We start from the raw sequence: 12,516 nt of genomic DNA, 5'->3' as shown, positions 1-12,516 counted from the left end.
TCCAGAATAGCTCAACCAATTTGAATGATCGTTAAAGGACAACGATTCTTTACATATTCTCTATCAAAAAAGACAAAGTGTGAACGCTTGCTCATTTTTTCTTCCTCCCAAAACAGGGGCAGCGGTAAAATCAGGTAAAACCACACTGCTTCCTGGCCAGAGCCAGCCTGCGCCAGTGGAGCCCCAGCCGCATTCGGGGTTACACTGGCGACACAATTAACCTGTACCAGAGACACCTGATTTGACCGAACTTGTCCGAATTGCGCCCGGGGCGCTGACCATCGGCCGGCCCCTGCCCTGGGACGTCTACGATGCAGACGGTAATATACTTCTGCGCCAGGGCTATGTGATTCAGACAGATTCCCAGCTGGAACAATTGTTCGAGCGCGGCCGATTCAAACCTCGCAAGATCGAACGCCCTCAGGAAGAAGTGTTCGAGGATACCCGGGACAGGAACCCGTTTGCCGATTACCCGGACCTGCTCCATTCCCTCGAAGCAACCCTGAAAGCCATTACCGATTCTGATCCTTCGGCCCAAAAACGGCTCCTCGGTCTCGCCCGAATGATTGAGCGCACCTGCACGGAATCACCCGATGCAACCCTGGCACTGGTTCACCTCTACTCGATCGGTCCGGTCATATACGAACAGATCCTGTTTTACGCCATTCTTTGCCAGTTCATTGGCCGGCAATTCGGCCTGGAGGAGAAACGAGTAGCTGTACTGACTACCGCTGCTCTTACCGCCAATCTTGCCCTCGTGCCCATCGCCGACAAGCTGAATGCGTCCAATACAGTGCTGAACGATGAACAGCGCGGCGTCATTCGCAAACACCCCGAGCGCAGCATCCAGGCCCTGCAGGCCGCCGGTATCGACAACAAGCTGCTGCTGACCATCATTGCGCAACACCACGAGCAGGCCGACGGAAGCGGCTATCCGAAAGGTCTGAGTGGCACCGAAATACGGCCGGAAGCGGAGATCCTGGCGCTGGCAGAGCGTTACGTGGCCATGATCACCAAACGGGCCTACCGGCAGCGCATGAATGTGGCCGACGCCCGGAAGCTGATTGCCAACCTGGCCGACGGCAAGTTCCGACCGGCCATCCCCAAGGCCCTGCTGCAGATTCTCGGGGAATATCCGCCCGGCATTCTGGTTCGTCTGGAAAACAACGAAGTGGGCGTGGTTACCCGCCGGCCGGTGCGAGCCCGGGGACCTTTCGTCAAAGCCATTTTCGGTCCCCGTGGCAACCGTTACACCGGCACCTTCGAGCGGGACACCAGCGAGCCGGATTTCGGCATCCAGTCCCTGGAAGAGCCGGAAGTCATGCCTTCCATGGACTTCAGCCTGGTCTGGGGCTTCCGCTCCTGACCAACGTCACCATGCTATAAACCCAGTGCTTTTGCATGATGATCAAGGTGATCATCAATGAATGAGGCAATGAAGAAATAGCTGTGATCATAGCCCCGGTGCATGCGCAGGTTGATGTGATGGTGGAACTTCTCACATGCGTCCGCCAGCGCATCCGGGTTCAGCTGGCTGTCCAGAAACTCGTCCGCCGTGCCCTGGTCCACCAGTAGCGGCAACCGCTCCCGAGCGGTGGGAATGAGCAATGTGGCATCCCATTCTTCCCAACTTCGCGGATCGTCTCCAAGATAGCCCTTGAAGGCTTTCTGGCCCCAGGGGCACTCGGTTGGGTTGGCGATGGGCGCAAACGCCGACACCGAGGCGTAGCGGCCCGGATTCTTCAGGGCGCAGATCAGAGCGCCGTGGCCGCCCATGGAGTGGCCGCTGACGGAGCGCTTGTCTGTTACCGGCAATGCATTCTCGATCAACTGCGGCAATTCCTTCACCACATAGTCGTACATCCGGTAATGGGGTGCCCAGGGTTGCTCTGTGGCGTTGATGTAGAAGCCGGCGCCGGAGCCAAAGTCATAACTGTCATCCTCGCCCGGCAGGTTCACTCCACGGGGGCTGGTGTCAGGACAGACGATCGCCATCCCCAGCTGAGCGGCCCGTTTCTGGGCTCCGGCTTTCTGCATGAAATTCTGGTCGGTGCAGGTCAGCCCCGACAGCCAGTAGAGGACTGGCACCTTCTTCGGGTTGGAGCCCACAGCCACGGGCGGCAGATACACCGCAAATTCCATGTCGCATTCGAGGGTAGCGGAGGTATGCCGGTAGCGGCGGTGCTCGCCTTCGAAACTGACGTTCGTGGATAGGAGTTCCATAGTGTCCTCAATTTTGGGAAAAGTGTGTTTCAGTATTCGGCACTGGCGTGCTTCGGCGGCTCCAGACCAAAGCCGGTGCGAGCCAGCTCGGCCAGGATAGCAGTACGCGTGACAATACCGATCAGTTTGCCGTGATCCACAACAGGGTACACCTTTGGCTTGCCGGCACCGAGGTTCTGGGCGAGATCGACCACCGACATCTCTGCCGAAATCGTGACCGGTTTCCGGAACATGACATCGTCAACAAGCGGGTCGCCCTCTCGATGATAGCCGCTGACCAGCAGTGCATGGATGCAATCCTGCTCGGAGATAAAACCGATCACATGGCGCTGGTCATCAACGACCGGCAGACCAGTTACGTGGTTGTGGAGCAGCGTCTTCACCACTTTGGTGAGCTGCGTGCCGCAACGGACCGGCTCGATGTGGTTCCACATGACATCTGAAACTTTGAGTGAACGCATGGGCAGAATCTCTCTCCTCGGTGGATGGTCGCCATTGTAATGAGCATAGGCAATCACCCCTGAATCCACCACTTTTACCGGGCCATCGGTTTACATGGGAAAATTTCTGACTAAACTCAGCCGGTTATACCCAATCCGGGTCAAAAATCCAAACCAATCCATGGCAGACAGAGGGAGATCCCATGGAAGCTATTTCTGAATTCGTAGGGCAGATAAACGGGCTGGTCTGGGGCCCACCCATGCTGGTTCTGATTCTGGGCGTCGGGCTATTCCTCAGCCTAGGCCTGAAGCTGATGCCGGTGCTGAAGCTGGGCGCCGGTTTCCGGTTGATGTGGAAAGGCCGCTCCGCCGCGGGATCTGAATCCGAGGGTGAAATCCCGCCGTTCCAGGCGTTGATGACAGCGCTCTCAGCCACCGTTGGCACAGGCAACATTGCCGGGGTTGCCACAGCCGTGTTCCTTGGGGGCCCCGGCGCGCTTTTCTGGATGTGGCTTACGGCCCTTGTGGGCATGGCCACCAAGTACTCCGAGGCGGTCCTGGCGGTGCGTTTCCGCGAAGTCGACGAACGCGGTGCCCACGTGGGCGGCCCGATGTATTACATCCGCAACGGCCTGGGTCGCAAGTGGGCCTGGCTTGGCGTCCTGTTTGCCGTCTTTGCCGCCATCGCCGGTTTCGGCATCGGGAATACTGTGCAGGCAAATTCGGTTGCCGATGTCATGGAGACCAACTTTGGGCTGCCGCACTGGGTGACCGGCCTCGTTCTAATGGTTCTGGTGGGTATGGTCCTGATCGGCGGTATCCGCAGGATTGGCCATGTCGCCAGCGCCCTGGTGCCGTTGATGGCAGTTTCCTATCTGCTCGCCGGGCTTGTGGTGTTGGCTATCAATGCCGCTGATATTCCTGCCGCTTTTGCCCTGGTGATCAAACATGCCTTCAGCCCCATCGCCGCCGAGGGTGGGTTTGCCGGTGCGGCAGTCTGGGCAGCCATCCGCTTCGGGGTGGCCCGTGGCATCTTCTCCAATGAAGCCGGCCTGGGCTCCGCGCCCATTGCCCATGCCGCCGCACAAACCCGAAACCCGATCAATCAGGGCATGGTGGCCATGCTCGGCACCTTCATCGATACCATTATCATCTGCACGATTACCGGACTGGTGATTATCACCTCCGGCACCTGGACCTCCGGGGAATCCGGGGCGGCACTGACCTCCATGGCATTCCAGGAGGCGCTGCCCGGCGTTGGCAACTATCTTGTAGCCATTGCCCTCGCGGTTTTTGCGTTCACAACCATTCTGGGCTGGTCGTTCTATGGTGAGCGCTGCATTGAGTTCCTGTTCGGCGTAAAGGCCATCGTGCCGTACCGCATTGCATGGATTCTGGCTATCCCGGTGGGTGCCACCCTGAATCTGGGCTTTGTCTGGCTGGTGGCAGACACCCTGAATGCCATGATGGCGTTGCCGAACCTGATTGCCCTGCTGATGCTAAGCCCCATTGTGTTCAAGCTCACCCGTGAGCATTTTGAGAAGGAGAAAGCGCTGGGGGTCTGAGCCCCTTGTAATTGCTTCATCTGGCACCAAGGTTTGTCGTATACACTCAGAACACAACCCGGCCGTTTCAGGGCCGGAATAACAAACGAAATTGTCACTAACATGATCAAAGGAGAGTACACATGACTTTACGTCTCGGAGATACCGCCCCTGATTTTGAACAGGACTCCAGTGAAGGGAAGGTTTCGTTTTACGACTGGCTGGGCGACAGCTGGGGCGTGCTGTTCTCGCACCCGGCGGATTTCACCCCGGTCTGCACGACCGAGCTGGGCCTGACCGCCAAACTGAAGGACGAGTTCGCCAAGCGCGGCGTCAAGGCCATCGCACTGAGCGTTGATCCGGTCGATTCCCACCACGAGTGGATCAAGGACATCAATGAAACCCAGGGCTGCGCGGTAAACTTCCCGATCATTGCAGACCATGATCGCAAGGTGTCCCAGCTGTACGACATGATTCACCCGAATGCCGACAGCAGCCTTACCGTGCGCTCGCTGTTCGTGATCGACCCGAACAAGAAGGTTCGCTTGATGATTACCTACCCGGCCAGCACCGGTCGTAACTTCAACGAAGTTCTGCGGGTGATCGATTCGCTGCAGCTGACCGACGAACACAAGGTCGCGACCCCGGGCAACTGGGAGCGTGGTGGAGATGTGGTTATCGTTCCGTCCCTTCAGGACGAGGAAGAAATCAAGCAACGCTTCCCGAAAGGCTACAAGGCTGTCAAATCCTACCTGCGGATGACACCAGACCCGAAAGCCAACTGGAGCGGTGACTGATCACTAGCCTCTTAAGCCTATAAAAAAGGCCGGGCAGCATTCGCTGTCCGGCCTTTTTCATGGTCGTGGATCAGGCAATCAGAATGCCGGAACCACTGCACCCTCATACTTTTCCATGATGAAGTCGCGAACCGCATCAGACTTCAGGGCCGCGGCCAGTTTCTGCATAGCCTCGCTGTCCTTGTTGTCCGGACGGGCGACCAGGATGTTCACATAAGGTGACTCGGAGCCCTCGATCACCAGCGCGTCTTCAGACGGGTTCAGACCGGCTTCCAGCGCATAGTTGGTATTGATCAGCGCAAGGTCGACCTGGTTCAGGATACGGGGCAGGGTGGCAGCTTCCAGTTCCTTGAAGTCGAGATCTTTCGGGTTATCGGCGATATCACGGGGTGTTGCAGTGATCTTGCTCTCGTCTTTCAGGGTGATCACGCCGGCCTTCTGCAGGAGCAGCAGCGCACGGCCACCGTTGGTCGGGTCGTTCGGAATGGCAACCACGGCACCTTCTTTCAGCTCGTCCAGCGACTCAATCTTGCTGGAGTAGGCGCCAAACGGCTCAACGTGAACGCCGGTCACGGTTACCAGGTTCGTACCACGGCCTTCGTTGAATTCATCCAGGTACGGCTGGTGCTGGAAGAAATTGGCGTCCATCCGCTTCTGGTCCACCTGGATATTCGGCTGGATGTAATCGGTGAATACCTTCACGTCCAGTTCCACGCCCTGCTCGGCCAGCTGAGGCTTCACGAATTCCAGGATCTCGGCATGGGGAACCGGGGTGGCAGCTACGGAGAGTTCTTCGGCAGCAACGGCGCCGGAGAACGTGGCTGCGGCAGCCAGTGCTGCGAGTGTTTTCTTCAGATTCATAGATCGATTCTCCTGTTGAGCATCTTGAACAAATGAGTTCGGGTTCGGAGTACGGCCGGCGGTCGGTCGGAGTACCCTTCCGAAAAACGCCCGTGAATACGTCCGTGTAGGGCTCGGTCGCGCCATCCCTGGCGCTCCACGTTTTCGGAAGGGTACTCCGACCGCCCACCGGCCTATATCCAGCTTTTCTACTTTCTGCTGAAGTACAGAACCAGACGGTCGCCGACCATCTGCAGCACCTGTACGAAAATAACCAGTAGCGCGACTGTAATGACCATTACGTCGGTCTGGAATCGTTGATAGCCGAAGCGGATGGCGAGGTCGCCCAAGCCACCGCCACCAATAACGCCGGACATGGCCGCGTAGGAAACCAGAGTGATCGCAGTAACGGTGATACCGGCAATGATGCCTGGCAGCGCTTCTGGTAACAGAGCACCGAAGATGATCTGTTTAACGCTGGCGCCCATGGCCTGGGTGGCCTCGATGATGCCGCGGTCCACTTCTCGCAGGGAAGTTTCCACCAACCGTGCAAAGAACGGCGCACCGCCAGCCACCAGCGGCGGGATTGCTCCGGCCACGCCCAGGGACGTGCCGATCAGCATTACGGTGAAGGGGATCATAACGATCAGCAGGATGATGAATGGCACCGAACGGAGCACGTTCACCACGAACGACAGCACCGCATAGGCCACCGGCTGTTCCAGCAGCTGGCGTTTGCCGAACAGGAACAGAAGAACGCCGATGGGCAGGCCGATCAGGACGCTGAACAGCAGGGACATACCCACCATGACCAGGGTATCCCAGCTGGCCCAGCCGATTTCGGTCCAGTCTACATTGCTTAACAGGTCTTCCATCAGCGCAGCACCTCCACGTGAACGTCGGCAGCCTTGAGCGCCTGCATGGCCACCTCAAGATCACCGCCCACCAGTGACAGGGTCAGCTGGCCGTAGGGTGTGTCCTTGATGTGGTCGATTCGGCCGGAAAGAATGCTGAAATCCACGCCGGATTCCCGGGCAACGCTGCCCAGCAGCGGTTTATAGGTGGATTCGCCCTTGAAGGTCAGGCGGAGGATCCGGCCGCTGGCCTTGCTCAGGTCTTCCTGGAGTTCGTCCCGGTCAATGCTTTCGCTCTCGAAGACAAAGTCTCGTGTGGTCGGGTGCTTCGGGTGCAGGAACACCTCGCTGACCGGTCCCATTTCGACCACTTCACCAGCGTCCATCACTGCCACGCGATCGCAGACCCGGCGCACCACGTCCATTTCATGGGTGATCAGTACGATGGTCAGGCCCAGCTCACGGTTGATGTCGGCAAGTAGCTTCAGCACCGACTGGGTCGTTTGCGGGTCGAGGGCGCTGGTCGCTTCGTCGCACAGCAGGATCGTGGGCCGGCAGGCCAGGGCGCGGGCAATGCCCACTCGCTGTTTCTGCCCGCCGGAGAGCTGCGACGGGTATTTGTTGGCGTGATCGGTAAGGCTCACCCGGGCCAGCAGTTCCTCAACCCGGTCACGGATCTCGGTCTTCGAGTAGATGCCCGCCAGCTTCATGGGGAAGGCAATGTTGTCCGCCACGGTTTTCGACGACAGCAGGTTGAAGTGCTGGAAGATCATTCCCACCTTGCGGCGAAAGGCACGGAGTTCGGCAGCGTCGTAGTCGGTGATGTTCTCGTCGTCGATCAGAATACGACCGCCGGTGGGTGGTTCCAGCAGGTTGATCAGACGCACCAGCGTCGATTTACCGGCGCCGGAATGGCCAACGATGCCGAATACCTCGCCGGTTTCAATGGTCATATCGGTGGGATGAAGCGCGGGGATCGCCCGGCCGCCTACCTGATACGACTTCTGTACCTGGTCAAATACAATCACGATCAGCGCCTTGTGGGTGCAGCGTTAAAAACCGGCGATTATAGCCCATTCGGTTGGCAAACCCGAATTCCGGAATGATTCTCAGTGTGGGTAGATATCCCTACACAAACGGTTACCTGACATCCGCCACAGCCCTGAACTAAACTTGGATGTCACAAGAACCTTAATTTCCCTCCGTTTCGAGAGCCGCGCCACCCAGAGATGCCAAAACGTGACCATTGAAAAACAGCCAACGCCCTCACGGATGAACTCTACCCAGGCATGGGTCACTTATCTCAGCAAGGTCGAGCTGCCGGTTCTGGCCAATACTCTCAAGCGTATCAACGAGTTGACGGACAGCCGAAACAGCACGGTCAACGAACTGGCCAACGTCATCCTCAACGATGCCCAGCTCACCTCCCAGGTGCTGAGACTGTCCAACACCGTGTTCTACAACCAGACGCGGACGCAGGTCAGCACGGTCAGTCGGGCCATTACCCTGATCGGCTTCGATGCCGTGAAATCCATGGCCATTTCCTCGCTGATCGTCGACGCGCTCCTGAAACGCAACGACCGCCCGCACCTCTTGCGCTGCCTGGCACGAGCCATTCACGCCGCGGTTCAGGCCCGGTGTCTGATGCCCAAACGGAATGAAACGGCCCTGGAGGAGGTTTTTATCGGGGCCTTGCTGATGAACATCGGCGAGCTGGCGTTCTGGTCCTGCGAGACAGAACAGGCGACGGAACTCGAGGAACGACTGCGGCTTGAGGAACCGCCGGTTGAGGCCCAGAAAGCCGTTCTGCACTCAACGTTTACCGAAATCACCCGCGGTCTTGTGGAGGCCTGGTCCCTCGGGCCATTTATCAGGGATGTTGTGTCTCCGGGTCAGGCCAATTCCATGGCTTCGAGCCTGGTGCGGAATTCCGTGGAAATGGCCCGACTGTCAGAACAGGGCTGGAGCGGTCCGGACATGGACAAGGTACTGGAACGCCTGGGCAGGGATATTGGTGAGCCCCCGGCGGTGGTTCGCGACCAGCTCAAGGTGAACGCATCGGAGGCTACCCGCGTGGCCGTTTCCCTGGGCATTCCGCAAGTCACTGCCATGATGCCGGGCGCCGAGGGCAAATCAGGCGACACCGGCGCAAGGGCGCCGGACATGGATGCGGAGCTGCAGCTGGAAATCCTGCGCGAATTAAGCCATTGCCTCGCCGAGAAACCGGATATCAACGAAGTCTGTCAGCTGGTAATTGAAGGCATACACCGGGCTATTGGTATGCAGCGAGTCGCCCTGTTGATGAGTGACCGCACCGGCAACGAACTGGTGCCCAGAAAACTCGGCGGCCGCGGCACCGAGGAATGGCGTGAACACTTCGTGATTCCCAAGGACGGCACCGGGCCACTGGGCCCGCTTCTGCCTCATGCCCACTGCAGCATCTACGAACCAAAACCAAACGCCGAAGGCGTGGCGTATGATCGCTGGCTGGGCAAAGTGCCGGCGTTGATTGGCCCGATCAAGGCAAATGGAAGGCTGGTCGGTCTGTTCTATGCCGACAATGCAGCCGGTGCTTACCTGCCCTCAAAAGAGCAGCTATCAGCGTTCGGCCACTTCATCCAGAACGCGCAGCTGTGCCTGACCTTACTCTCTACCCATTAGCATTGACTCAGAGCTCGTAGAGCCTGGTGACGTGCAAAACCGGCCCGGTTGGCGATCCGGTCGGTGAACCGCCTTCGGGTTCAAGACTGATTGCCAGGGTCCGGCTGCGGGTCAAGGAGCTTTGGGCTTCATCCGACAGCGCCACCTCATGAGTGTCACCCGCCGGGAGGACCCCGAGAGAAAGTGGCTCACCATCCTCCGGAACAACCCAGAGCTCATAATCTTTGCCTGACTCGGCGGTGCCTGCGGCAACAGAGCGCAACTTCAGCAGGTTACCACTACCGGTTTCACTCAATAGCCACAGCGGATCGCCCATATCGGCCTTGATAATTGCCCCGGCCAACAAGGGTCGCTCCACACCCGGGGTCGGCTGCTGCAGCAACAGTACTGCGAAAAGAACCGCCGCAGCCGTTGCCATCAAGCCCCAGCCTGGCCAGAACCAACCGGTTTTTGCCGGGGACTCGGCTGTCGTTGTGGCCTGTTCCGGCCACAAGCGCTTTTGAATGTCTGACCATACTCGGGGCGGCGGGGTTTCCTGCGGTGCGGCCGTCGATAACGCGCCCAACTGCTGTTCCCAGAACCACACTTCCTGGCGTACCCGGCCTGACTCCATCATCCATCCTTCAAAGCGGAGACGGGCGGGGCCTTTGAGGGATCCCAGAACATATTCCGCTGCGAGAATCTCTACGCGCTCAGGTGATTTTCTCATCGTTCAAGACACCTCTTAAGCGCCATAAGCCCCCTTCGAATCCAGCTCTTAACGGTGCCTACCGGAGAATTGAAAGTTTCCGACAACTCATCGTGAGTAAAGCCCCGGTAATAGGCGAGCAGGATGCTATCCCGCTGAACATCGCTGAGTTCTTCCAGGCAGCCGGTCAGCTGTGCCTCGCCGGAGGTGCGCAACGAATCATCCATAGGCCCACCCCGCTTGTCCTCAACCTGTTCAAGGTGCTCATCGCCGGCCGTCTGCCGTACTTTCCGGGCGCGCATCAGATCAAGAGTTCGGTAGCGGGCAATGGTCATCATCCAGGCCAGAGGCGCGCCCCGATCCCGGTGGTATTCGCCCGCGTGATGCCAGATCTGGATGAAGCTCTCCTGCATCGCTTCTTCCGCCAATTCACGATGGTTCGCGAGCTTGACGCACAGGCCAAACATTCTCGCCGCCACCTGACTGTAGAGTTGTTGGAACGCTTGTCGATCCTTCCTGGCTACGGAACGCAGCAGTCGCATCAACTCATCCTGATTTACCTCGACAGAAGCCATAAACACCCTCGTTGTTATGGTTTATGCCCCAGGTACGGGCGCACGGAAGCGGAAGTTGCGCTTATGCCGAAAAGAATTTTCCCAGCGACTGCAACTTTTCAACGGGCCCGCTCGTTCCTTCCTCCGACGCACAAAACACAAAGAGGAAAGCGACATGAAAACAATTCTGAAACGGTCCAGCCTCGCTATCGCCGTGGCCGGAACCTGCCTCGCCACTGGCCTGGTCCAGGCTTCAAGTCACCGTGAAGCACCCTTCATCACCGAAATTCCTAAAGTCGACGGAACGGACTTCTATATGTTCCGGAGCTACGAGAGTGGCCGAAGCGATTTCGTGACCCTGATTGCCAATTACCTGCCACTGCAGGACGCCTATGGCGGTCCCAACTATTTTGATCTGGATGACGATGCCATCTATGAAATTCACGTCGACAATGACGGCGATGCCATTGAGGACCTGACGTTCCGCTTCCAACTGGAAGACAACCTGAACGACCTTCAGTTGCCGGTCGGGCCGGATGGCGACCAGCGGATGGTGTCCGTTCCCCTCAAGAACATTGGCGATGCAAGTGACGACACCAACGTCCAGTTGCGGCAAACCTACACAGTGGATGTCATTTCCGGCGATCGCCGCACGGGGGCCGTGCAAGCCGCCACCAACGTAAGCACCGGTACTGAAGTCTTTGACAAACCCCTGGATAACATTGGTGCGAAGTCCTTTGGTGATTACGCCGGCTACGCCAGCCAACACGTGTTTGATATCGCCATTCCCGGCTGCGGCACCAACGGCCGGGTATTTGTCGGCCAGCGCCAGGAGGCGTTTGCAGTGAACCTGGGTGAAATTTTTGACCTGGTGAACACCAACCCCCTGGGCGCCCGGGATGGAGAAGGTCCCGGTGATCTGGCCGACAAGAACGTGACCTCCTTTGCCCTGGAGGTACCTACAGAGTGCCTGACCGGCACCGCCATGAACTCCAACGGCCAGCCGGTCATCGGTGCCTGGACAACGGCGAGCGTTCGTCAGGCACGCATCATCAACCCTGCCCCCAGCAGTGAAAGCCGTGGTGCAACCGTTGAAGGCGGAGCCTACACCCAGGTTTCCCGCCTGGGCATGCCGCTGGTAAATGAGGTAGTTATCGGACTCAAGGACAAAGACCGTTTCAACGCCAGCGAACCCAAGGATGATGGTCAGTTCGCCGCCTATGTGACACACCCGACACTGCCGGAGCTGCTGGAAGTGCTGTTCCCCGTGACTGCACCGAACAACTTTCCGCGCAACGATCTTGTCACGGCATTCCTCACTGGCGTACCGGGAGTCAACATGCCCGAGGGCGTAACTGCCTCCGAAATGTTGCGACTGACGCCCGCCGTTGCGCCAACGCCGCTGGACAGCCAGAGCGATCTTGGTGTTCTGGCGGGTGACAACGCCGGCTTCCCGAATGGCCGCCGGCCCTACGATGACACCGTCGACATTGCGCTTCGCGTCGCCATGGGTGTACTGGCAGACCCCGCCGATGCGCCCGATGGCAGCCTCGAGTACACCGACGGCGTCCAGTTGGCAGCAGATCCTGCCAGCCTGTCTGCGGACTACGAGTCGTTCCCTTACCTGGCGACACCTATCGCCGGTTCACCTAACGAATAACCGGGAGATGGCTATGAAATTACTCACAAAGCTCACGGCGATCTGCGCGATGTCGCTATTCATGGCCGGCTGCTTCGATGGGTCGAACAGCCGGGCGGAGGCGCCGGCTCCGACCATTGATTTCACGGAGTTTGTTAAGACCCAGTTCGACCGGACTACCGACGAGGCCCAGCCGGAGAACGTCAACGGAGTCGACCTGAGTTTCAATGACCAGAACAATCCACAGGCTTTCGATGACCTCCTTCAATAAAACTC

At 58.4% G+C, this 12,516-nt stretch carries 14 protein-coding genes; 6 read left to right on the top strand and 8 right to left on the bottom strand.

All coding sequences use genetic code 11. From position 1 onward, the window contains the following. Positions 1-11: 11 nt before the first annotated feature. Entirely contained in the window at positions 12-236 is a 225-nt protein-coding gene (locus HP15_RS22415) for a hypothetical protein (RefSeq protein WP_169702191.1), read from the bottom strand. 5 nt (positions 237-241) lie between these two features. Between HP15_RS22415 and HP15_RS19320 the strand changes: the two genes are divergently transcribed. Continuing rightward, the gene (locus HP15_RS19320; protein ID WP_014579029.1) at positions 242-1,366 is read left to right on the top strand and encodes an HD-GYP domain-containing protein; all 1,125 of its coding nucleotides are present in this window, start codon (positions 242-244) and stop codon (positions 1,364-1,366) included. A gap of 14 nt (positions 1,367-1,380) precedes the next feature. Here HP15_RS19320 and fghA read toward each other — a convergent pair whose 3' ends face one another. Continuing rightward, on the bottom strand, positions 1,381-2,223 hold the full coding sequence (gene fghA / locus HP15_RS19315) for an S-formylglutathione hydrolase (RefSeq protein ID WP_014579028.1): 843 nt from the start codon (positions 2,221-2,223) through the stop codon (positions 1,381-1,383). Between the two features lie 29 nt (positions 2,224-2,252). Further along, positions 2,253-2,684 carry a CBS domain-containing protein gene (locus HP15_RS19310; protein ID WP_041645917.1) on the bottom strand — a complete coding sequence of 144 codons (432 nt, stop codon included), beginning with the start codon at positions 2,682-2,684 and terminating at the stop codon, positions 2,253-2,255. A gap of 182 nt (positions 2,685-2,866) precedes the next feature. Between HP15_RS19310 and HP15_RS19305 the strand changes: the two genes are divergently transcribed. Together HP15_RS19305 and HP15_RS19300 are read left to right on the top strand one after the other, a co-directional pair. Then, positions 2,867-4,228, top strand: a complete 1,362-nt coding sequence (locus tag HP15_RS19305; RefSeq protein ID WP_014579026.1) for an alanine/glycine:cation symporter family protein — start codon at positions 2,867-2,869, stop codon at positions 4,226-4,228. 122 nt (positions 4,229-4,350) lie between these two features. Further along, complete coding sequence (locus HP15_RS19300; RefSeq protein WP_014579025.1) at positions 4,351-5,004, top strand: peroxiredoxin; 654 nt, start codon at positions 4,351-4,353, stop codon at positions 5,002-5,004. 78 nt (positions 5,005-5,082) lie between these two features. Here the strand turns inward: HP15_RS19300 and HP15_RS19295 are convergent, their stop codons facing one another. The 3 genes from HP15_RS19295 to HP15_RS19285 all read right to left on the bottom strand — a co-directional run bounded on the left by HP15_RS19295 (position 5,083) and on the right by HP15_RS19285 (position 7,726). After that, positions 5,083-5,865, bottom strand: a complete 783-nt coding sequence (locus HP15_RS19295) for a MetQ/NlpA family ABC transporter substrate-binding protein (protein ID WP_014579024.1) — start codon at positions 5,863-5,865, stop codon at positions 5,083-5,085. A gap of 188 nt (positions 5,866-6,053) precedes the next feature. Further along, positions 6,054-6,719, bottom strand: coding sequence for a methionine ABC transporter permease (locus HP15_RS19290; RefSeq protein WP_008176989.1), 666 nt, complete (start codon positions 6,717-6,719; stop codon positions 6,054-6,056). Beyond that, complete coding sequence (locus tag HP15_RS19285; RefSeq protein ID WP_008176987.1) at positions 6,719-7,726, bottom strand: methionine ABC transporter ATP-binding protein; 1,008 nt, start codon at positions 7,724-7,726, stop codon at positions 6,719-6,721. Before HP15_RS19285 ends, HP15_RS19290 begins: the two co-directional genes overlap by 1 nt. Before the next feature lie 211 nt (positions 7,727-7,937). On the opposite strand from HP15_RS19285, the gene HP15_RS19280 reads away from it, so the two are divergent. Then, entirely contained in the window at positions 7,938-9,359 is a 1,422-nt protein-coding gene (locus HP15_RS19280; RefSeq protein WP_014579021.1) for an HDOD domain-containing protein, read from the top strand. Between the two features lie 7 nt (positions 9,360-9,366). Here the strand turns inward: HP15_RS19280 and HP15_RS19275 are convergent, their stop codons facing one another. Continuing rightward, entirely contained in the window at positions 9,367-10,068 is a 702-nt protein-coding gene (locus HP15_RS19275; RefSeq protein WP_014579020.1) for an anti-sigma factor, read from the bottom strand. After that, positions 10,065-10,622, bottom strand: a complete 558-nt coding sequence (locus HP15_RS19270) for a sigma-70 family RNA polymerase sigma factor (protein ID WP_041645914.1) — start codon at positions 10,620-10,622, stop codon at positions 10,065-10,067. The genes HP15_RS19275 and HP15_RS19270 overlap by 4 nt, the downstream gene beginning before the upstream one ends. A 154-nt stretch (positions 10,623-10,776) precedes the next feature. On the opposite strand from HP15_RS19270, the gene HP15_RS19265 reads away from it, so the two are divergent. After that, positions 10,777-12,261 carry a DUF4331 domain-containing protein gene (locus tag HP15_RS19265; RefSeq protein WP_014579018.1) on the top strand — a complete coding sequence of 495 codons (1,485 nt, stop codon included), beginning with the start codon at positions 10,777-10,779 and terminating at the stop codon, positions 12,259-12,261. 13 nt (positions 12,262-12,274) lie between these two features. Further along, the gene (locus tag HP15_RS19260; protein ID WP_041645913.1) at positions 12,275-12,511 is read left to right on the top strand and encodes a hypothetical protein; all 237 of its coding nucleotides are present in this window, start codon (positions 12,275-12,277) and stop codon (positions 12,509-12,511) included. The last annotated feature ends 5 nt before the right edge of the window (positions 12,512-12,516 follow it).

Origin of the sequence: Marinobacter adhaerens HP15 (assembly GCF_000166295.1) — a bacterium.
GTDB lineage: Bacteria > Pseudomonadota > Gammaproteobacteria > Pseudomonadales > Oleiphilaceae > Marinobacter > Marinobacter adhaerens.
This window is presented reverse-complemented; position numbering and strand designations above follow the sequence as displayed.

Coding starts and splice junctions, on each gene's coding strand:
- HP15_RS19300 (WP_014579025.1), top strand. CDS start 4,351: ATGACTTTACGTCTCGGAGATACCGCCCCTGATTTTGAACAGGACTCC.
- HP15_RS19290 (WP_008176989.1), bottom strand. CDS start 6,719: ATGGAAGACCTGTTAAGCAATGTAGACTGGACCGAAATCGGCTGGGCC.
- HP15_RS19310 (WP_041645917.1), bottom strand. CDS start 2,684: ATGCGTTCACTCAAAGTTTCAGATGTCATGTGGAACCACATCGAGCCG.
- HP15_RS19295 (WP_014579024.1), bottom strand. CDS start 5,865: ATGAATCTGAAGAAAACACTCGCAGCACTGGCTGCCGCAGCCACGTTC.
- HP15_RS19275 (WP_014579020.1), bottom strand. CDS start 10,068: ATGAGAAAATCACCTGAGCGCGTAGAGATTCTCGCAGCGGAATATGTT.
- HP15_RS19265 (WP_014579018.1), top strand. CDS start 10,777: ATGAAAACAATTCTGAAACGGTCCAGCCTCGCTATCGCCGTGGCCGGA.
- fghA (WP_014579028.1), bottom strand. CDS start 2,223: ATGGAACTCCTATCCACGAACGTCAGTTTCGAAGGCGAGCACCGCCGC.
- HP15_RS19305 (WP_014579026.1), top strand. CDS start 2,867: ATGGAAGCTATTTCTGAATTCGTAGGGCAGATAAACGGGCTGGTCTGG.
- HP15_RS19270 (WP_041645914.1), bottom strand. CDS start 10,622: ATGGCTTCTGTCGAGGTAAATCAGGATGAGTTGATGCGACTGCTGCGT.
- HP15_RS19260 (WP_041645913.1), top strand. CDS start 12,275: ATGAAATTACTCACAAAGCTCACGGCGATCTGCGCGATGTCGCTATTC.